The organism is Anabaena sp. FACHB-595 (assembly GCF_048568275.1).
GTDB lineage: Bacteria > Cyanobacteriota > Cyanobacteriia > Cyanobacteriales > Nostocaceae > Trichormus.
This window is the reverse complement of sequence record NZ_CP183473.1, coordinates 4,822,886-4,844,412: the sequence shown is the minus strand read 5'-3', so window position 1 is coordinate 4,844,412 and position 21,527 is coordinate 4,822,886. Positions and strand designations below refer to the sequence as shown.

Sequence of the window (21,527 nt, the reverse complement as noted above, 5' to 3'; positions counted from 1 at the left end):
TATGACCCCAAGATGCTACGCCAGTCAAGATTTAAACAAATTCAGAGGTTAGTTGATGGATTTTATATCGGACACCGTTGCTCTATCGCGGATGCAGTTTGCACTGACGGCGATTTTTCATATGCTATGGCCTGTTCTCACCACGGGGATGGGAATTTATCTGGTCATTGTCGAAGGAATGTGGCTAAAAACACGCAATCCTGATTACTACCACCATGCTCGTTTCTGGGCCAAGCTATATGTGTTGAATTTCGGGATTGGTGTAGCATCTGGCTTACCAATGGAGTTTCAATTTGGTACGAACTGGGCCCCGTTTTCCGAAGCAGTAGGCGACTTTTTTGGCAGCATTTTAGGCTTTGAGGCTTCGATGGCATTCATGCTAGAAGCCGGATTTCTGGGTATTATGCTGTTTGGCTGGGAAAGAGTAAACCCAGTGATTCACTATTTTGCCACGATTATGGTTGCCTTTGGTGCAAACCTATCTACCTTCTGGATTTTAGCGGCAAACTCTTGGTTGCAGACCCCAGCCGGCGGGGAAATAGTGAACGGGAAATTTGTTGTTGATGATTACTTTCAGGCAATTTTAAACCCCTTCATGGTCAACAGTGTCTCCCATATGTTTTTAGGGACGCTGGAAACTTCTTTGTTTGTGATTGGGGGAATTAGCGCCTGGTATATTCTCAACAACCGCCATCAAGCTTTCTTTGCGCGATCGCTCAAAATTGCCCTAGCAACAGCGATCGCTGTCACCCCATTACAAATCTATGTCGGACACCTCAGCGCTGAACAGGTAGCTGACTATCAGCCTACCAAACTAGCAGCAATGGAAGCCAAGTGGGAAACCTCTCCAGCCGGAGAACCTGCGCCCTGGAGTGTAGTTGCATTACCCAATAATCAGACTGAGCAAAATGACTGGGAAATCTCAATTCCCAACGGCTTAGGCTACATTTTGGAATTCAAAAAAAATCTGTCTAAACCCGTTCTGGGACTGAAAGAGTGGAAACCTGAAGATCGCCCCCGGATGGTGGGTTTGATTTATTATTCCTTCCGCATCATGAGTGGTATCGGCTTTTTCTTGGCTGGCTTGATGGGTATCAGTGTGATTCAATGGTTGCGGGGTAAACTTTCACCAGAAGCGATCGCCCAGCAAAAATGGCTACTGCGAATTTGGATTTTAGCGGCTCCATTGGGCTACATTGCCGTGGAATCAGGCTGGATTGTGCGCTGTGTTGGGCGACAACCTTGGGTAGTTTATGGGAAAATTCGCACAGCAGATGGCGTTTCCCACCTACCGGCGACTGAGGTTTTAACATCCTTGCTAATTTTTGCAGGAATTTATACAGCCCTGTTTATTTGTGCCTTATTCTTTGGTAGTCGGATTATTCGTCAAGGCCCCAACCTAGAGCTTCCCGTTCCAGGTATTGACACCCAACCAGGCGTAGAAACGACTCCGGCTGAATTTGTTCCAGATCAACGTCCTGTGGAAGCACAGCAGTAAATCAATTCGCAATAGCCTGCGGCAAGGCTAACGCCAACGCAATTTGCAATAAAGAGTGCTGTGTATGGTAAATCAATAGGTAATTGTATGGAGAATTTAGAACACTTTTTAGCCCAGGTATGGTTTATTATCTTGGCTCTGTTTTTGTTTCTCTACGTTATGTTAGACGGGTTTGATCTAGGCGTAGGTATCCTGTCCCTAACCAGTTCCAATGAGGAGCGACGGGACATTTTAATGACGAGTTTGGGTAATATTTGGGATGCCAATGAAACCTGGCTGGTGTTGATGGGAGGTGCATTATTTGGGGCATTTCCTCTGGCTTATGGCACCATTTTGAATGCGCTCTACATTCCCATTTTTGGCATGATATTTGGCTTGATTTTTCGGGCTGTGGCCTTTGAATTTCGGGAGCATTCGACAAACAAAGTATTTTGGAACGTCGCCTTTGGAGTTGGAAGTTTCATGGCGGCGCTGTTTCAAGGATTTGCCTTGGGCAGCATTTTAGAAGGCATTAAGGTGGATGAATCGGGTCACTTTATCGGTAGTATGTGGGACTGGCTCGATTGGCGATCGCTCTTAGTTGCCTTGACATTAATTCAAGGTTATGTGTTGATTGGCTCCACCTATCTCATCTTAAAAACTGAGGGAGAACTGCAAACATCCCACTACCGCACAGCAAAAATCGCTGCTTGGACAACTCTTATCGGTGCAATCTTAATCACCATCGCCACCCCTGTTGTGTATGAAAATGCCAGGGCAAAGTTATTTCACCAACCAGAAGTGTATCTATTTTCACTTATTCCCGTGCTAGGTGTGCTGCTAATTGGCTTATTGATTCAAAGCCTGAACCGCAAAGCAGAAACTACTCCCCTGGTTTGGACAGTGCTGCTTTTTCTACTTACCTTTGTGGGCTTGGGATTAGTTGTTTTTCCCTATATCATCCCCCCAGGTATCACCATTTATCAAGCAGCCGCAGCACCTAGTGCGTTAGTGTTCATGATTATCTTCATTGGATTTCTGATTCCCATTATGTTGTTCTACAACATCTACAATTACATTGTGTTTCGCGGGAAAGTCATAGGTACACATTATGGGGAATAAGTTAGGACTTACGCGTGAAAACGCAAGATCAAGGGTTTGGAGAAGGGTATAGGGATGTAGAGGTATAAATGTTTGAAACCCTTACACCACTGCATCCTTACAAACGAGGTTTTCCGCTGCTTGTTTGCTGTTAATCAAACATATAAGACTTGCTAATTTTATTTGCGAGATATTGTAAAATCTCTCACTTTGAAAATTATCATGATCAGTTATTATATGAGCGTATGCCTCAGTTCAGTCGCAGCGTAAGTTTAGTTGGAGTGAATGCCAGCAACCATAATTGCTGCACTACAACATTTGCCGTCTGCAACTAAAGAAGACTATGCAATATTTGCTTAGAACTTTTTTAAAGCTGAACTAGCCGCTCTTTGTTAAGAATTACGTGATCCCACATGACTATCTACGTTGGAAATCTCTCATACCGCGCCACCGAAGCAGACTTAAAAGCCGTATTTGCAGACTACGGTGAGGTCAAAAGAGTCGTATTACCTACAGACCGTGAAACCGGTCGGATGCGTGGTTTTGCCTTTGTTGAAATGAATGAAGATGCCCAAGAAGATGCAGCTATTACCGAATTAGATGGTGCAGAATGGATGGGTCGTCAGCTGAGAGTCAATAAAGCTAAACCGCGAGAAGATGACCGACGAGGTAGTTGGGGTAAAAAACAAGATTATTAATCAAAAATGGCTCCCTACACTAGCAAATTTTATCCTACTTATCAAGACACATAAGGCCGATATTTGCTAGAAATATCTCGGACAATGCAATAAAAATTCCATAATAAATCCGACTAGTGGAGATTTCCCAAAAAATTATTCTACTAGCCGGATTTTCTTTACCTTAAACGCTCCGCATCTAATGGAGAAGGGTTCTAAGAATAAATCGTACATCGCGTTACTTATGTAATTGGTATAAGTACCGCACTCTGTGGACGGAATCTATAATTATCAGGAGAAGACCAATACCTTTAAAATTTATCTCCAAGGAGGTTTAGTCAACAGTCAATGCGAAAATGAACCTTTCAATTAAAAGTGATTGATGCTCACCCTACAAAAGTCGTCATCATATTGGTGCAAGATGTTAATAGTCGTACTTAATATGCCAATCGAGTAGATAACACAAAATACTAAGTACACTTACTCAACCCTATGCTTCTATCTGCCGCAACTCTCCTCACCATAGCAAGCGTAAACTCTCGATTTCTTTAGTTTATCTAAAATCACATCTAGGTTATCAAATTACCTTTCTAAGATAGAGGCAGCAACTATGTGTTGCCACGCAAACTTGATCCAACTAACAGCAGTCGCTAGGAAGTACATAACATGGCTAAAGCCTCAGAATCCTTGGATTTGTCTGTCAACGAGTCTACAGATAAAGCTCTAGACCGCGATTGTACAACCTTATCCCGTCACGTCCTCCAACAACTCCAAAGTTTTTCCGCAGATGCACAAGATTTGAGTGCATTAATGAATCGGATTGCTTTAGCAGGTAAATTAGTTGCCCGTCGCCTTAGCCGCGCTGGTTTAATGGAAGGGGTTCTCGGATTTACTGGGGAGGTAAATGTACAAGGTGAATCCGTCAAAAAGATGGATGTCTATGCCAATGACGTGTTTATCTCAGTGTTTAAGCAAAGCGGCTTAGTTTGTCGTCTTGCATCTGAGGAAATGGATGAACCATATTACATTCCCGAAAATTGCCCCATAGGTCGTTACACCTTACTGTATGACCCAATAGACGGTTCCTCAAACACAGATACAAATCTCAGTTTGGGTTCCATTTTCTCTATCCGTCAACAGGAAGGTGATGATAGTGATGGCCAAGCTAAAGACCTCCTCACCAACGGACGCAAGCAGATTGCGGCGGGTTACATTTTATATGGGCCTAGCACGATGCTAGTTTATACAATGGGTACGGGAGTTCACTCATTTACCCTTGATCCCAGCTTAGGAGAATTCATCCTCAGCGAAGAAAATATCCGCATTCCCGACCACGGCGCAGTTTACAGCGTTAATGAAGGTAACTTCTGGCAATGGGAAGAATCAATGCGGGAATATATCCGCTATGTTCACCGTACAGAAGGTTACACAGCTCGTTACAGTGGTGCAATGGTGAGCGATATCCATAGAATTTTGGTACAAGGTGGTGTGTTTCTCTACCCAGGGACGATTCAAAACCCTGAAGGTAAATTACGGTTGTTGTATGAATCTGCTCCTTTAGCCTTTTTAATTCAACAAGCTGGTGGTCGGGCAACTACGGGATTAGTAGATATCTTAGATGTTGTACCGAAAAAACTACACCAACGTACACCTCTGATTATTGGTAGTAAAGAGGACGTAGCCAAGGTTGAATCATTTATTCAGAATGGTCATTAACAGGCAGGAGGCAGGGGGAGAATAAGAAATAATAATTCCTAACGCCCTACTCAGCACTTACTACTCAGCACTTTCTCAGCTAAATGTGAGAGATTATCTCAGCTGGCCGATGTAATAAGTGATAGACAAAGCAAAAATGCAAAAGTAACCATCAATACTTTGGTGTGTTTTGTCGAAGTCACTTAAAACATCTTTTACGGGGTGAAACAAACTGTAGCTATGGCCATCAATCATTTATTGGAGATTAAAGAATACGGTCAAAGTATCTGGATGGATAATTTGAGCCGTGACATTATTCAGTCGGGTGAACTCAAAAATCTAGTTGAAAATCAAGGGATTTGTGGGATTACTTCCAATCCGGCGATTTTTGAAAAGGCGATCGCCAATAATGTCATTTATGATGCTGATATCGAAGCTGGTGTGCGTGCGGGATTACCCACATACAAAATTTATGAATCCCTAATTTTTGCAGATATCCGTAATGCCTGTGATATCTTGCGCCCTGTATATGAAGCCTCGAATAAATTAGATGGTTATGTGAGTATCGAAGTCCCACCAACCATCGCCCATGATACACAAGCGACAATTAACGAAGCCCGCCGCTATTATCAAGAAATTGGGCGGGAAAATGTGATGATTAAAATCCCCGGTACTGAAGCCGGGTTGCCAGCTGTAGAACAGGTAATAGCTGAGGGCATTAACGTTAACGTTACCCTGCTATTCTCTGTTCAAAGCTACATCAACACAATTTGGGCATATATTCGGGGTTTAGAAAAACGCCTAGCTGAGGGTAAGGATATCAGCCAAATTGCTTCTGTTGCTAGTTTCTTCCTCAGTCGGATTGATATCAACATTGACGGGAAAATTGATGCCAAACTAGCCCGTGGCGTTGATGATATTAGTTTAGAAGCAAAACTGATGGTTGTAAAAGGTAAAGTAGCGATCGCCAATGCCAAGATTGCTTATCAAGAATACAAAAAAATTATTGAGAGCGATCAATGGCAAGCACTAGCAGCTAAAGGGGCAAAAGTGCAAAGATTATTATGGGCTAGTACCAGCACCAAAGACCCCAACTACAGCGATGTCATGTATGTTGATGAGTTAATTGGCCCCGATACCGTCAACACCTTACCACCAGCAACAATTACCGCTTGTGCCGACCATTGCGAAGTCGCTAACCGTGTAGAAACAGGAGTTGCAGAAGCCTACCAATTGATCGAAAGCCTCAAAGACCCAGACATCAACATCGATATCAATGCCGTGATGGACGAATTGTTAATCGAAGGCATTAACAAATTTGTCCAGCCCTTCCAGTCCCTTATGAACTCTTTAGAGGGCAAAGTCAAGCTATTGTCACCAGTATAGGGACTGGGGATTAGGAAGAGGCAGGGGGGCAGGGAGTAGGGAGCAGGGGAGAAAACATTTACCTGATCCCAATCCCCCATCCCCAGTACCCAATCCCCAGTACCCAACTCCCCAAACCTCCATCTAAAATCCCAAAACTGTTATGGTTAGTCTCCTAGAAAATCCCTTGCGCGTTGGTCTGCAACAACAAGGGATGCCCGAACCCCAAATTATAGTCATCTTTGGCGCTTCTGGTGATCTTACCTGGCGCAAACTCGTCCCAGCACTTTACAAATTGCGGCGGGAACGACGCATTCCCCCAGAAACTACCATTGTTGGTGTAGCCCGTCGGGAATGGAGCCACGAATACTTCCGCGAACAAATGCAAAAGGGCATGGAAGAGGCTCATAGCAGTGTCGAACTTGGAGAACTGTGGCAAGATTTCTCTCAAGGTCTGTTCTACTGCCCTGGAGACATAGATAACCCGGAAAGTTATCAAAAACTGAAGAATTTGTTAAGCGAATTAGACGAGAAACGAGGTACACGGGGCAACCGGATGTTTTACCTCTCCGTCGCCCCTAACTTCTTCCCTGAAGCTATCAAGCAACTAGGGGGAGCAGGAATGTTAGACGACCCATACAAACATCGTCTAGTAATTGAAAAACCATTTGGTAGAGATTTGGCATCAGCCCAAAGCCTGAACGCAGTAGTGCAGAAGTATTGTAAAGAACACCAAGTCTACCGCATCGACCACTACTTGGGTAAAGAAACAGTTCAAAACTTACTGGTATTCCGCTTCGCCAATGCCATTTTTGAACCCCTGTGGAATCGTCAGTTTGTTGACCACGTACAAATTACCGTGGCAGAAACCGTAGGCGTGGAAGACCGGGCTGGTTATTACGAAAAAGCCGGCGCACTGCGGGATATGTTGCAGAACCACCTGATGCAGCTTTATTGCCTGACAGCAATGGAAGCACCAAACTCAATGGATGCCGATAGCATCCGTACAGAAAAAGTCAAAGTGTTACAAGCTACTCGCCTGGCTGACGTACACAACCTATCACGTTCAGCAATACGCGGACAATACAGCGCTGGTTGGATGAAAGGTCAACAAGTTCCTGGGTATCGGACAGAACCAGGAGTTGACCCAAATTCCTCCACCCCTACTTATGTAGGTATGAAGTTTTTAGTTGACAACTGGCGTTGGCAAGGTGTTCCTTTCTACCTGCGTACTGGCAAACGGATGCCGAAGAAAGTCAGTGAGATTTCTATCCACTTCCGCGATGTGCCTTCTCGGATGTTCCAATCTGCCGCGCAACAAAGAAACGCCAACATTTTAGCTATGCGGATTCAGCCAAATGAAGGAATTTCCTTGCGTTTTGATGTGAAAATGCCAGGAGCCGAATTCCGTACCCGTTCCGTAGATATGGATTTCAGCTATGGTTCCTTTGGGATTGAAGCTACTTCCGACGCTTACGATCGCCTATTCTTAGATTGTATGATGGGCGACCAAACATTATTCACCAGAGCCGACGAAGTAGAAGCAGCTTGGCAGGTAGTCACCCCCGCCCTTTCTGTTTGGGACTCACCCGCCGACCCCGCCACCATTCCCCAGTACGAAGCCGGAACCTGGGAACCAGCAGAAGCAGAATTTCTGATTAACCAAGATGGTCGTCGCTGGCGCAGACTGTAGGCATAGGGAATGGGGAATGGGGACTGGGGAATAGGTATTGCTTATTGGTTTATCAAAGCTTTTTTCCCTCACACCCTTACACCCCTACACCCTTACACCCCAGATTAAAACTGATCACAGACAACATCACAATTATTATGACTTCCCAAGCTCCTACCATTTTCTCGCTCCAAGCCCCAAAGGATATTTCGCTAAACGAAATTGAAGCGGAACTCAATCAAATTTGGCAAAGCTACGGCATCACTGGCGAAGATGGCGCACTACCTGCGGCTACTCGTGCTACTACATTTACTCTAGTAGTATATGAACCAGAAGAAACCCAATATTTATTGGCTTCTTTAGGATTCTATAACGGCCCAATTGATGGCATCTTAGGCCCACAGACAGAAACTGCCCTGCGACAAGTACAAATCAAGTACGCACTCCCAGAAACCGGCACAGCTACACCGGAAACCATAGCTAAACTGCGGGAAGAATTTGTTAAACGCCAAGGCAATTCTGCTAATGGTGATGCTAATGGCAGTACTTCCTATGCTTACAGCAGTAGCACCAGCCCCAGAATTGCTGATGAAATCGCCCTCCGCAACCCTTGCCGAATTATTGCCCTGTTTCCCATTGTTGGCGAAGATGAAGGGGTAAAGGCGCAAGTTTCTGCCTACTGCCCAATTCAAAAACAATCTTCCAGTACACTCATCTGCTGTGAATACATCACTCTCAGTGGTACAGCAACCGCTTTGGAAAGAATTGGCGGCATGATTCCCGCATTGTTGATTGGTGGCTTGCCAAAATTCCTCTGGTGGAAGGCTACACCAGACCCCAACAACATCTTATTTAAACGATTGGCAGCAGTTTGCAACAACGTGATTGTTGACTCTTGCAACTTCAACGAGCCAGAAAGCGATTTACTCAGCCTGCAAAAGTTAGTAGAAACAGGCGTACCTCTAGCTGATTTAAACTGGCGTAGGCTGGCTGCATGGCAAGAGTTGACAGCCGAAGCTTACGATTCTCCCGACCGTCGCGCCGCCTTGGGAGACATTGACCGGGTGACAATTGATTACGAAAAAGGCAACCCAGCTCAAGCATTATTATTTTTGGGTTGGTTAGCCAGTCGCCTGCAATGGCAACCCATTTCCTATCAAAAGGATAGCGGAGACTATGATATTACGCGCATTCACTTTGTTAACCAAGACCAAAAGCGAGTAGAAGCTGAGTTGGCAGGGGTTCCAGTTGCGGATGTGGGTGATATTGTGGGCGATGTAATTGCCTTGCGCCTCAGTTCAACCAATCCCCAAGCGAATTGTGGTACAGTCATCTGCTCAGAAACCGGTGGTTGTATGCGGATGGAAACCCACGGTGGCGCTCAAGCAGCAGGTCTTTTTCAACAAGTGAGTTCCTTATCGGAACAAAAAGCAGAAGCTTTACTCAGTCAACAGGTACAACGCTGGGGACGTGAGTCACTGTTTGAAGAAAGTTTAGCCTTAATCGGGCAAGTATTTCAGTTAGGCATGAAAAATTAAGCCTGACGAAAAACAAGGGAGATTTCCCCAACTTTCAACAAAAATTGCACCGATTAAGTAAACCCCGGTTTTCCGAATCAACCGGGGTTTTAATACCAATTCAAAATTCAAAATTAAGAATCAAGACAGGACAAGCGTTTAGGTCTGTATATCTGTCGCATTCTTTTTTCAAATTGGTATAAGTTTAACAACAAAGGCAGGAGCCGAGAGAACTGCCCAATTACTAATTACCAATTACCAATTTAAAAATCATCATCAGTATTTCTCATGGCTTTGGGGTCGGGAGCAAAAGCTAACCATAGAGGAAACTGTAGTAGTGCCAGACTAATTTGCTCCTCGGAATCATCAATGAGAATCAAAGGTAACTGATTCGCTTTCACGAAACGGTCTGCTTTCTGCGCTAAAGCATCTGGGGCTTCAAACAATACAACCCCTCTATCTGGGCCAAAATCTGGGCGACCGATACCGAGACAGTCTTGTAAACCGCGCCGCCATTCTCCTAGACGTTCTGGCGTATTAGCTAAAACTAGAGTACGAACGCGATCGCCATATAATTTATGTAATATCGAAATTGCTGCCGAAGCAATCAAAATATTCTGCAAACGGCTACCCATCGTCCGTAAAGCACCCCGTCCCCCTTGGTTAAAAAACCAATTGGCGACTCGTTCGGCGTGGACTGGTTCAAAGGTGCGTCGCAGTTGCCAAGCCGGGCCATAATAATCAGGTTTGTTACGATACTGGTCAATTAGGCGGCGAATTTGCTTGGTAGTGTCTTGAAACTGCTGTTGAGCAAACTGCGGTGTACCTGCTTGAGGTTCGGCGGGTTTAGTGTCTTTTACTGGTGCTTTTTCTCTTTCAACAACGGCTGGGACTAATTGCAGTTGTTCGGCTGAAACTGCCAAATCTTGTAAACTACCTGCTAGATAATCTTTAAAACCTTGTACCCTGATTGCCAAGTCTTGAGATGCACCTGCAAAAGTAGTTCGCATCTCATTACGAATGCGCTCTTGGCGGCGTTCTAGCTGTTCTACAGAAATTTGCAGTGCTTGTTTGCGCTGTTCTAGTTGTGCTAGCGACTCTTGCACAATTCTTCCCAATGCGGTTTGAGTTTCGCTGAGTTGTCCTTGCAGGATTTTGTACGTAGCTTGTAGATTAGCTATTTCTTTTGTGAGTGCTGCTTCAGTACGTTGCAGTTCCGCGATGCGTTGTTCGGCTTCTGTGTATAAGGGATTATTTGGTAATTCTGAACCCAATAATGTAGTTTCTGTTTCTAACGGCTGAACCAAATCATCCGTTGATTCCGCCGTTACATTGTCTGTAGAATTTGCCAATTCTTCATTAGAGACTGATAGCGGCTCAACCAAAGGAGTTTGCCCTTCGATGACCAGAACTGACTCTTCAGATGAGTTTTCTGGATTTTCCAGCTTAGGGTTTTCTTGTTGTATTTGCTCCAACCACTCATCAATCGGTTCTGGAGTTTGAGATTCGTCAGGGTTCATAAACTACAGTGCAATTCCTAAGATGCAAATAATATAGCTTTCAAAAATATACTGTTGAGTTGCCCGAAAATTTCTAAGTTCCCAGTTTAACTTGAAATTGGGGGCTGAGGACTGGGTATTGGGGACTGGGAAGAAAACTCCCTTACTTCTCTCTAAATACGAGGACAACGCTCTTCTAAACAAGCTTTGAGGGTTTTGGGGTCAAATAAAATCGGCAAAAAGTGAATGCTGTTAATTTCTTTAAAGTAAAACAATATGGGAACTTTATCCCAGAAAATTCGCCAGTTTTGCCATTCTCGGAAGGGGAAGCGGCGAATTAGTTTTTCACCTCTGTAGAGGTCAAAATCAGTGGCGGTAAACTGCACACGCAGGCTGACTGTTTGGAATAAAAGAAATAAACCCAAAAAGGCAAACACAATTCCCACCCAAGGTTGTACAAACAGTAGTGGAATGGCCGAAATTACCAACACGACAGGGATATTGTAACTAGGTTTAAGTTCCACAATTGCTGTGGAGTTAGGCGCAGTTGAACTGGTCACACTTTCTCATCCTGGTTTAGTAAACACCTTTCTTATTTTAGGAGTTTAGTCAACAGTCAGTTGTCATTGGTCATGAGAAGAGATGTTGTATACAACGTCTGTACATTAATTTTTCCGACTATCCACTCCCTATCCTTATATCCCTGGCTGGAATGCACCACCAGTTCCTTGAAACATTACCCAGGATAAGAAAAAGTTACTAACGAAGATAATTAATAAGGCCGTAACAACAGCCGTTGTAGTCGATTGTCCTACTCCTTTAGCTCCACCTGTGGTGGTCAAACCCCAACTACAACCAATAATGGCAATTAATACCCCAAAGCAGCACGCCTTAATCATGGCGCTACAAATATCCCAGATTTCTAGTAAGTTACGGGCGGAATCTAAAAATACTGTGTCGGAGATTCCATACATATTTGTGGCAATGATTAATCCCCCTAACATTCCTGTGACTAAGGATAGGAGGGTTAAAATTGGCAGCATGAGGAAGCAAGCCAGCAGACGGGGTATAACTAAATAGTCAATTGGGTCAGTTTTTAACATCAACATGGCATCGATTTGTTCTGTTACCCGCATTGTGCCGATTTCTGCGGCAAAAGCAGAACCAACACGTCCGGCTAATATCACGGCTGTTAGTACTGGCGATAATTCCCTCGTCAATGCTACTGCTAACACTCCGCCGACAAGATTACCTGCGCCAAAATTAATAAACTCCCGTGCTACCTGAATGGTAAAAACTGCACCAACAAAAACTGCTGTTAATAGGGCAATAAATAACGAATCTGGCCCCACTGCTGCCATTTGTTCTTTGGTGTTGCGCCAGTGGATTTTACCCCTCAAGAGGTGAACTATAGCTTGTCCACCCAGAAATATTGCTGCCAGCAATCGCTGACTCCATGTTCCTATGCTGGATTTGGATGTGGTCATTAGTTATTATTCATTTCCATCATTGGAGACGTTACACTGCAACATCTGTACATAGTCCATAGTCAACAGTCAACAATCAACAGTCAACAATTATTTTCCCTTGCTCATTCATCTTGTGGGAAATATTAACTTTGCTTAATGATTTTCTCAGGAAATATAGCTTTGCATGAACACGTTACACATTGCTATAAATTGATATTTTGCAGTAAAAACTCTGTTTAATTAGGCTTTTCCAGCTTTTTATTTTGTTTTGCAAACTTACGCACTTGTGTAACAAGTAACCACTTAATTTAATGAAAACTTAAGATTTTTGACAACTTGTCTGTTGGGAAGCGATCGCACGTATTGTAGAAAGAGGACACATAGTTGTTGGCTATTGTTCACTGTAGTCTCGGAGTTTGTCTGAAATGACTATTTTTACCAATTTTCTCCGTTCTCTGGTGTTGACGATTATTTTTAGCTTTGTCGCTCCCTTATGTTTAATCGGCGGTGTGCTGCTTTTCCTGTCTTTAGGTGGCTATGTTCCCCTTGTGGGAGGCTTAACTGCGGCGATCGCTAACGGAATCTTTAATTTCCTGATTATTTTCGGTAGTGGCTCTGCTCTACACGGGATTTTAGTTATTGGTCTGACTTGTAGTTTTGTTGGCGCACTGTTCGATACTTACGTTTACTACCGATATCAAATTTTAAGGTTAGATTCCTAAGTCATCAAAACTCAATACTGATAGTTTCAAGGTTATGAAGGTGAATTTAACTGTTACTTCCACACCTAATTAGAAATATTGTAACTTTTAGATTTAACAAATATTAATAATCAATTATAACTTTTCAATTAAACAATGTATAGCGGTTGACGGTGTTGAAAGCCTTTTATTGTAAGGGTTTTGTCTTAGCTTGATGTCCTAATCTATCTAGCTACAGCTATACGAGCAAAATCAAGCAAGCTTCTCCTGATCACAAAGAAACTGTAACTCATATCTACCGCAACATCTGATGATTTACAGCGCTTCTCGCTTGTGTGAAATACTCTTTGTAATAAGAGAGAATCTATATCAATTAATAATTAAATACTGACAAATGATCTTTATAGATAGTTCCATCTTGCTTACTCTAGGTTGAACTGCATAAACATACAGATTTTAGATGAGACTAATTAAGTATCAATAATCTTAGTATAATTTATAGGCTTTTTAACTGGAATTATCAGAATAAATTTGACTGAAATATGAAACCTGTGAAATTAACAATAGCAAAGAAACAACCACACAAAACATAAAAAATTCATTAAAATTCGTAAGGGTCTCATAGCTGCTTGTTTTTTTCAAAGAGCAGAGTTAGGACATCTGACCACTAGACAATTTATATTTAGATCATTACGAGGTTTCTATTTGCTCATGGTTTGGCCTTTTAAGTCAAAGTTTCGTAAACAAATCGCTCGCATTGAAATTACAGGTGCGATCGCCAGTGGAACACGCAAACGGGTGCTAGAAGCTTTAAAAACTGTTGAAGAAAGAAAGTTTCCCGCATTACTGTTACGTATTGACAGCCCCGGCGGTACAGTCGGAGACTCCCAAGAAATCTACAGCGCCTTAAAGCGGTTACGGGAAAAAATTAAAATTGTTGCTAGTTTTGGTAATATTTCTGCTTCTGGTGGTGTTTACATCGGTATGGGAGCAGAACATATCATGGCTAACCCTGGAACTATCACGGGTAGCATTGGTGTAATTCTGCGTGGAAACAACCTAGAACGCTTATTAGACAAAATTGGTGTATCTTTCAAGGTAATTAAATCTGGGCCTTACAAAGATATCTTGTCATTTGACCGCGAACTAACCGAACCAGAACAAGATATATTGCAGGAGTTGATTGACACAAGTTACCAGCAGTTTGTCCAAACAGTAGCTGAGGGTAGGTCTTTAGCCGTAGATAAAGTTAAAAGTTTTGCTGATGGACGGATTTTTACTGGGCAGCAAGCTTTAGAATTAGGAGTTGTAGACCGCTTGGGAACCGAAGAAGAAGCCCGTCGCTGGACAGCAGAATTAGTCGGTCTTGATCCTGAGAAAACACCTTGTTATACCCTAGAAGAACGCAAACCCCTATTAAGTAGAGTTTTACCAGGGAGCCGTAAGGGTTACTCAAGGCTAGGTGCAAGTATAGATTGGCTAGAATTTGAAATGTCTACTAGTGGTTTACCACTCTGGTTATATAGACCTTAATTGTCAATAGTCAGTAGTCATTGGTCAGTGGCAAAAGTAAGAAGTGACAACTGACAACTGACAACTGACAACTAACAACTAACAACTAACAACTGAACTAATCAAGGAGGACTGTGGCGTGGAGTGGCGATTGCGTGCAATTCGTGGAGCAACAACCGTTTCGGGAAATAGTGTGGAAGCAATTCGAGAGGCGGTGAGTGAACTGCTAGACGAACTGGAAAGGCGAAATCAACTCCAGCCACAAGATATGATTAGTGTGACATTCTCTGTTACACGGGACTTAGATGCAATTTTTCCAGCAGCGATCGCTAGACCCCGTCCGGGCTGGGATAATGTAGCTATGTTAGATGTACAGCAGATGCACGTTGAAGGTAGTTTACAGCGCTGTATCCGTTTCTTAATCCACGCCTACCAGCCAACCTCTGTCCCGGTTCATCACATTTATTTGCGCGAAGCTCGGAAACTGCGCCCTGATTGGAGTTTACCCCAGGCGCTACAAGCACCGCAGCAAATAGTAGAGTCAAGAGTTTAATTGAAGTGATGAGAAAACCTGGCTTGCGCCCAATTAAGTTAAATTCCAGGGCGCAGAATTTTGTCTGCTAGTTGGGGAAACCATCGCTGGAGGAAAAACAGTAGTTTGGTTTTACCGATTCGCATTTCATAGCGATCGCGTGTAAAATCATGCCAAAATTCATTTACCAGTGCATCAGGGGAAATCTTCCCTTTACCCCGTCCTTGAGTCATGGGTGTATCAACTAAAGGCGCGATAATTTCAAATACTTTAATAGATGTGGTTTCGAGTTGCCAGCGCAAGGCTTTAGTAGCAATATGTATCCCTGCTTTACTACCACAGTAGACAGGTGCGCTTTCTTTGGGAACTAATCCTAAGCCAGAGGAAACATTTATAATCGCGGCTTCGGGCTTGTTCAACAGATGGGGTAACATCAGTTTAATCAATTGCAATGGCGCAATTAAGTTAGTTCGTAACTCTGCTTCGATTAACTCTGGGGTAATTTCTGGATTGGTAAATTCGTAGTTATATTGAATGCCAGCATTGTTGATCAGGATATTCACATTTGGGTAACGATTGACTAGCTTTTGCAAGATATTTAAATCCTGTAAATCAGCAACTTCAGTGAGAATTTCCGGCCATAATGCCTTTACGCCAGCTAATTTTTCAGCATTCCGTCCAGTGATTATCACTGTATTTTGCGCTTGCAGAAATTTGTGTGCTAGTGCCAAACCAATTCCTGATGCACCTCCAGTGATTAAAACTGTGTTGCCTTGGGTTGAAATTGGAGATTTCTTGTTGTAAGCCGGATGTAATACTTTTTTCACCATTGCCAGTTTAGTAAGCGCATTTCAGAACATCTTCTTTAGATGTAATCTGGAGCAATGGTGAAGTCATTAACTTATGTTAATCAGGGTGGAAATTTTTCCTAATTCGGCTAAGAGACACAGGTGAAATGCCCAGATAAGAGGCAATGTGATACTGCTTGACTCTATGATCTAGATGAGGATATTCCGCCAGAAATTTTTGGTATCTGGTCGTGGCATCATCTAGAAGTAACTCTGCCTCGCGTTTTTCTTTTTTAAGATACAATGCTTCTAAAAATTTATGCTTAATTATCTGCCAGCATGAATGCTCTGCACATAATTGGGTGAACTTGTCATAGTCGGCAACTAATAATAATGAGTCTTCTAAAGCTTCAATATAAAATTGAGCTGGCTGTTTTAAAATCAACGCACTGTAGGCAGCAACAAAATGGTCTTCTGGGCAAAATGATTTTGTGAATTCTGTACCCGATGCATTTACGTAGTAGAGACGTAAGATTCCGGAAATAACGAATCCAATTTGCCGGGGTATGTCACCCGCCTGAATGAAAAACTCTCCAGCAGTTAAAGGTAGTGGGTAAAAAGTTTGGTTTAACTTTTGAATTTCATCTGCTGGAATATCTGCGAAGTTTTGCAGAACAGTATTGAGTTGAATATAAGGGGGGGTGGACATACAAAGTGGCGATCACGCTATGCCTCTAGATTATTACTTGATACTTTTTCTTCTTTGTGATGGTGAAATCTGATCCCTAAAAAGATGTCATACACAAATTCAAAGAAATCTTTTTTCTGCAACAATCCTGAAGTTTGATAACAGCCTTTCTCATCTAACAGTGGCTTCATTACATAATAGGCTGGCTGATAGTTATACCAGGGGATAGAAGGCCATAAATGATGAATTAGGTGGTAATTCTGCCCCATAATTAAGATGTTGAGTAACTTTCCAGGGTAGACGCGGGCATTTTTCCAGCGATCGCGTTCCACAAAAGGACGATGGGGCAGATAATCAAAGAATAGTCCTAAAGCTATACCAACTATGAATGCGGGGATAAACCAAAAATTGAGAATGTAGCCCAGGAAATGATATTGAACGGAAATGTAAACAATTGTAATGACAATTAAGCGACTGATAAACCACTCCAGCAGTTCATATTTGCGCCACAGCTTTCTTTGAAAGAAAAATACCTCATGGTACAAAAACCGTACAGCGATTAGCCACAGTGGCCCACCTGTAGAGACGTAATGATCTGGGTCATCTTTGGGATGGTTAACATGGGCGTGATGCTGCAAATGCACCCGCGTAAACACAGGAAAAGCAAAAGCCAATATCAACGCGCTACCATGACCTAACATGGCATTAATTATCCGATTACGATGGGCAGATTGATGACAAGCATCGTGAATGACTGTCCCTGCACAATGTAAAGCTAGGGTATTTGTGCTGAAGCATAGCCAATGAGGCCATTGCCAAAGCCAATAGCCAAAGTTCGACAAAATCAACATGACCACCGATGCCGAAAATAAAAGCATCGTGGGGTTAAAATCACCAGGAGGCGCTAAAAATTCCTTTGGTGGGATTTTTGGTAACTGCTGTGCCTCCAATGAGAGCATTTGTGTCTCCTTTGTGATCAAACATTACAAATATACGACAAATATTAGAAGATAATAAACTTTTGTAATGTTTTGTATAGGGAGATTTATCAAAAACCTATGCTGATTAGCAGGTGAATAGCGCTATGATTCCAGACAAGACCCAAGTATTTTGGGATTTACTCAGTAAAACAAGAAATCAATGGTTGAGGTAAGGGGTGCAGAAGAGTAGTTTACCAAAACCCTTACAGCCATTTTCCATAAAAATTCTTGTAGAGTAAAACTCGTCTTTGCTGATCAATAGGGTGTGCTATCCGTATCACGAATAATTTTGATGTAAGAAACCTTCTCTACGGAAGGATGGAACCCAGATTAGTGTACGATATCTAGTCTATCTCACAGTTCCATAACATCTCCCATAGTTTGAGTCACGGATATAACAGTGACTGAAAACTAAATGCCCCTTAATTTACTATGACTCACTAGATAGCTCCCTAGAATCAGCCCCTATGCAATTAAGAGATTCTGTACGCCGGACAAAAATCGTCGCTACAATTGGCCCTGCCACTAGTAGCCCCGAAATGCTGAAAGCCATCATTGAAGCGGGTGCAACAACGCTGCGACTCAACTTTTCCCACGGTTCCCACGCCGACCATCAGCGTAGTATTCGCCTAATTCGGCAAACCGCTTTTGAACTAAATCAGCCAGTGGCAATTCTCCAAGATTTGCAAGGGCCAAAAATTCGCTTGGGAAAGTTTGAAAACGGGTCTATAGTTTTAGCTAAAGGCGATCGCTTCACCTTAACAAATCGCCCAGTTGTTGGTAGTCAAGAAATTAGCTGTGTCACCTACGATTATTTGGCAGATGAGGTCCCTGTAGGTGCAAAAATCCTCCTGGATGATGGCCGTGTAGAAATGGTGGTAGAGGATATCAACCGCGACAAAGGGGATTTGAACTGTCGGGTGACTGTAGCAGGTAAGTTATCTAATAACAAAGGTGTTAACTTTCCTGGCGTTTATCTCTCAATTAAAGCCATGACCGACAAAGATCGTGAGGATCTGATGTTTGGTCTAGATCAGGGTGTTGATTGGGTAGCCCTTTCCTTTGTCCGCAATCCGCAAGACATCATTGAAATTAAAGAGCTAATTTCCAGCACTGGTAAACAAGTGCCGGTAGTTGCCAAAATAGAAAAGCATGAAGCGATCGAACAAATGGAAGCAGTTCTCGCTTTATGTGATGGCGTAATGGTGGCTAGAGGCGATTTAGGTGTAGAACTACCAGCAGAAGATGTCCCCGTACTACAAAAGCGCTTAATTGCCACAGCAAACCGCTTGGGGATTCCCATCATCACTGCTACTCAAATGTTAGATAGCATGGTGAGCAATCCCCGTCCCACCCGCGCGGAAGTGTCCGATGTAGCCAATGCCATTCTTGATGGTACAGATGCGGTCATGCTCTCCAATGAAACGGCTGTGGGTAGCTACCCAGTGGAAGCAGTGGCGACAATGGCAAGAATTGCCGAACGCATCGAGCAGGAAGAAGCTATGGCTAGTAAATTACGCCAAATGCGAGATAACCGCCGTTCTATTCCCAACGCCATCAGCCAAGCTGTAGGTCAAATTGCTGAACAGTTGGGAGCAGCAGCAATTATGACTCTCACCCAAACAGGGGCGACTGCACGCAACGTTTCCAAATTCCGCCCCCAAACACCAATCTTGGCAGTAACACCCCACGTTAACGTAGCTCGTCAACTACAAATGGTGTGGGGCGTAAAACCTTTGTTGGTCTTAGAATTACCTTCCACTGGTCAAACTTTCCAAGCCGCCATTAACGTCGCCCAAGAGCATAGTTTACTGTTTGAAGGTGATTTAGTCGTGATGACAGCCGGGACGTTACAAGGGGTATCTGGCTCAACGGACTTGATTAAAGTTGAAGTGGTAACGGCAGTTCTAGGACAGGGAATTGGTCTAGGACAGGGTTTGGTAAGCGGTTGTGCTAGGGTTGCTCACACCGGGATGGATGTGGGGAACTTTAACGCTGGTGATATTTTGGTTGCACCCCGCACAGGTGCAGATTTTGTCGAGGCGATTCGCAAAGCCGGCGGGATTATTACAGAGGATGAAAGTTTAACTAGTCATGCGGCGGTGATTGGTTTACGCCTGGGTGTGCCGGTGATTGTAGGTGTGAAGAAAGCCACGCAAGTTATCCGTGATGGAGCAATTTTGACTCTGGATTTGCAACGAGGTTTAGTTTATTCCGGAGCAGTAGGAACTCCTTAATTAACTTAAACAAGGGTGTAGGGGTAGAGGGGTGTAGGGGTGTAAATGTAAATGTTTAAAACCCTTACACCCATTCTCAACGCAACTCTGTGAAAATCGACTAAGATCCCCAACTTCTTTGAGAAGTTGGGGATCTTATTATGTAGAATTTTCCTCAGTTAACAAGGCTCTCAACCATTTTACGTAATGCTGTTTACAGCATTTCCATAGGCTAATGATTTATTAGTAAATTAAGCCTTTATGGAAGAGAGTGGGGAGAGTATTTTGAATAAAAATGTCATCAGTCTTATTAGTTTTATCGTTGCTATCATTTTCAGTGTTGCAGCTATAATTCTGATTCAATCACTGAATATACCTGCATTTATAACTCTCAGTGTTTCTGTTTTAAGTAGTTGTTTTTTGATAATTTTCATTTTTATATATAATCTCATATCTCAATTTAAATAGTCTGGCACTTTTTAGCAATTTAGTGTTTGTTGGATCATGTTGGTTTCTGCAAAGCTTCCACCCAATCTACTAATGCACTATTACAATGCACAAGTTGAGTATTGCCACGCCACTATTAATATTTACTAATAGCCAAAATTAGGAGTATTATTTGACTCTTGAATAATGACTTGTGATTGCTGAGTGTTGACGTTTCCACGCCCTCTAGCAATTTGTTGTTGGGAAAACATTTCTCGTAAGACCATTGCTGGATCTACATAATTATTGGCGTACTTTAATCCCCAATGCAGGTGTGGCCCTGTGGTGCGTCCGGTCATCCCGACTCTACCTATTCTGGCTCCGGTGGGTATGGTTTGACCTTCCCAAATTTGAATTCCACCAGGGCGGTCAATCAAAAAGCGGCGACCATTTGCGGTGTCTACATAACCTTCCATGTGGCAATAAGTATGTTCCCACTGACCTGACTTAATAACTATATGTGTACCACAGGCTGTGCGATCGCCTACTTTAATCACTGTACCTGCCCACCAATTGCGAATGTAACTACCTTGGGGCGCAGCAATATCTAAGCCACTATGAAATTCCCAACCATCTCCACCAGTCGCAGAACGGCGATAGCCAAAAGCAGATGTGTAAGCTTGAAAGTTTTCTACTGGGAAGGAAGCTGATAACCAACCACTGCTTCTGGCTGTTGTGTTTGATCTTGTCTCTCTTGCTATCACAACTTCCGCCTTAGGGAATAAAGCTATAAAGCTAAAAATATTTAACCCTAGTACTAATAGTGTGGCTCCAGAAAATGCTAATCTCTCTTGCCTATTAATCATTTTTATTCCTTAAGCCACTCAATATGTTTGTATCTAATTCCTGTGAAGTTCTTGTAAATAAATTGGGAAAAATAATCACAAAATTTAAATTAATCACATTGCCAAAATATATTTTTTATGGTTTTTGAGAATCGCTGTTTACGTATGTACTTAAGTATTACTACTGCTTTAGTCAAACAGCTTACGATATAAAGCTTTAACCTGTCAAATTTATCTTAAGCGCCACCATGAGAGAGGGTTATTAGCCATCCAATAACCACATGATTCAGAAAAATATCTAAAATATAGAGAAAGATGATGGCTGTACTTACGTATTTACTTAATCAACTTGGAAGCTGTATCGAAA

The 21,527-nt window shown here is 42.9% G+C and carries 18 protein-coding genes; 11 read left to right on the top strand and 7 right to left on the bottom strand.

The window, feature by feature from the left end; genetic code table 11:
* Positions 1–55 precede the first annotated feature (55 nt).
* The 7 genes from ACN222_RS20125 to opcA all read left to right on the top strand — a co-directional run bounded on the left by ACN222_RS20125 (position 56) and on the right by opcA (position 9,525).
* A complete protein-coding gene (locus tag ACN222_RS20125; protein WP_010998164.1) occupies positions 56–1,498 on the top strand; it encodes a cytochrome ubiquinol oxidase subunit I in 1,443 nt (480 codons plus the stop codon).
* An 87-nt stretch (positions 1,499–1,585) separates the two neighbouring features.
* Positions 1,586–2,599: a cytochrome d ubiquinol oxidase subunit II gene (gene cydB, locus ACN222_RS20120; protein ID WP_044522056.1), complete on the top strand. Its 1,014-nt coding sequence runs from the start codon at positions 1,586–1,588 to the stop codon at positions 2,597–2,599.
* Positions 2,600–2,991: 392 nt separating this feature from the next.
* Entirely contained in the window at positions 2,992–3,276 is a 285-nt protein-coding gene (locus tag ACN222_RS20115) for an RNA recognition motif domain-containing protein (protein WP_010998162.1), read from the top strand.
* A 645-nt stretch (positions 3,277–3,921) separates the two neighbouring features.
* Complete coding sequence (gene fbp, locus ACN222_RS20110; RefSeq protein ID WP_010998161.1) at positions 3,922–4,971, top strand: class 1 fructose-bisphosphatase; 1,050 nt, start codon at positions 3,922–3,924, stop codon at positions 4,969–4,971.
* 219 nt (positions 4,972–5,190) lie between these two features.
* Positions 5,191–6,336: a transaldolase gene (gene tal, locus ACN222_RS20105; RefSeq protein WP_010998160.1), complete on the top strand. Its 1,146-nt coding sequence runs from the start codon at positions 5,191–5,193 to the stop codon at positions 6,334–6,336.
* A gap of 142 nt (positions 6,337–6,478) precedes the next feature.
* Positions 6,479–8,008, top strand: coding sequence for a glucose-6-phosphate dehydrogenase (zwf, locus tag ACN222_RS20100; protein WP_010998159.1), 1,530 nt, complete (start codon positions 6,479–6,481; stop codon positions 8,006–8,008).
* 137 nt (positions 8,009–8,145) lie between these two features.
* Positions 8,146–9,525: a glucose-6-phosphate dehydrogenase assembly protein OpcA gene (opcA, locus tag ACN222_RS20095; protein WP_010998158.1), complete on the top strand. Its 1,380-nt coding sequence runs from the start codon at positions 8,146–8,148 to the stop codon at positions 9,523–9,525.
* Between the two features lie 242 nt (positions 9,526–9,767).
* Here the strand turns inward: opcA and ACN222_RS20090 are convergent, their stop codons facing one another.
* The 3 genes from ACN222_RS20090 to ACN222_RS20080 all read right to left on the bottom strand — a co-directional run bounded on the left by ACN222_RS20090 (position 9,768) and on the right by ACN222_RS20080 (position 12,490).
* Positions 9,768–11,024 carry a DUF3086 domain-containing protein gene (locus ACN222_RS20090; protein ID WP_010998157.1) on the bottom strand — a complete coding sequence of 419 codons (1,257 nt, stop codon included), beginning with the start codon at positions 11,022–11,024 and terminating at the stop codon, positions 9,768–9,770.
* A gap of 152 nt (positions 11,025–11,176) precedes the next feature.
* Positions 11,177–11,563, bottom strand: coding sequence for a DUF3119 family protein (locus tag ACN222_RS20085; protein WP_010998156.1), 387 nt, complete (start codon positions 11,561–11,563; stop codon positions 11,177–11,179).
* Between the two features lie 135 nt (positions 11,564–11,698).
* On the bottom strand, positions 11,699–12,490 hold the full coding sequence (locus tag ACN222_RS20080; protein ID WP_010998155.1) for an MlaE family lipid ABC transporter permease subunit: 792 nt from the start codon (positions 12,488–12,490) through the stop codon (positions 11,699–11,701).
* Positions 12,491–12,897: 407 nt separating this feature from the next.
* Between ACN222_RS20080 and ACN222_RS20075 the strand changes: the two genes are divergently transcribed.
* From ACN222_RS20075 to aroH, 3 genes are all read left to right on the top strand, one after another.
* Positions 12,898–13,194 carry a hypothetical protein gene (locus ACN222_RS20075; RefSeq protein ID WP_010998154.1) on the top strand — a complete coding sequence of 99 codons (297 nt, stop codon included), beginning with the start codon at positions 12,898–12,900 and terminating at the stop codon, positions 13,192–13,194.
* A 690-nt stretch (positions 13,195–13,884) separates the two neighbouring features.
* Positions 13,885–14,706: a signal peptide peptidase SppA gene (gene sppA, locus ACN222_RS20070; RefSeq protein ID WP_010998153.1), complete on the top strand. Its 822-nt coding sequence runs from the start codon at positions 13,885–13,887 to the stop codon at positions 14,704–14,706.
* 118 nt (positions 14,707–14,824) lie between these two features.
* The gene (aroH, locus tag ACN222_RS20065) at positions 14,825–15,238 is read left to right on the top strand and encodes a chorismate mutase (RefSeq protein ID WP_010998152.1); all 414 of its coding nucleotides are present in this window, start codon (positions 14,825–14,827) and stop codon (positions 15,236–15,238) included.
* Between the two features lie 38 nt (positions 15,239–15,276).
* On the opposite strand, the gene ACN222_RS20060 is transcribed toward aroH, so the two are convergent.
* The 3 genes from ACN222_RS20060 to crtR form a co-directional block, all read right to left on the bottom strand.
* Positions 15,277–16,047 carry an SDR family oxidoreductase gene (locus ACN222_RS20060; protein WP_010998151.1) on the bottom strand — a complete coding sequence of 257 codons (771 nt, stop codon included), beginning with the start codon at positions 16,045–16,047 and terminating at the stop codon, positions 15,277–15,279.
* A 76-nt stretch (positions 16,048–16,123) separates the two neighbouring features.
* On the bottom strand, positions 16,124–16,714 hold the full coding sequence (locus ACN222_RS20055; RefSeq protein WP_010998150.1) for a Crp/Fnr family transcriptional regulator: 591 nt from the start codon (positions 16,712–16,714) through the stop codon (positions 16,124–16,126).
* A gap of 17 nt (positions 16,715–16,731) precedes the next feature.
* Positions 16,732–17,652, bottom strand: a complete 921-nt coding sequence (gene crtR / locus ACN222_RS20050; RefSeq protein ID WP_044522047.1) for a beta-carotene hydroxylase — start codon at positions 17,650–17,652, stop codon at positions 16,732–16,734.
* 488 nt (positions 17,653–18,140) lie between these two features.
* On the opposite strand from crtR, the gene pyk reads away from it, so the two are divergent.
* On the top strand, positions 18,141–19,910 hold the full coding sequence (pyk, locus tag ACN222_RS20045) for a pyruvate kinase (protein ID WP_010998148.1): 1,770 nt from the start codon (positions 18,141–18,143) through the stop codon (positions 19,908–19,910).
* A gap of 572 nt (positions 19,911–20,482) precedes the next feature.
* On the opposite strand, the gene ACN222_RS20040 is transcribed toward pyk, so the two are convergent.
* The gene (locus ACN222_RS20040) at positions 20,483–21,181 is read right to left on the bottom strand and encodes a M23 family metallopeptidase (RefSeq protein WP_044522043.1); all 699 of its coding nucleotides are present in this window, start codon (positions 21,179–21,181) and stop codon (positions 20,483–20,485) included.
* Positions 21,182–21,527: the final 346 nt, after the last annotated feature.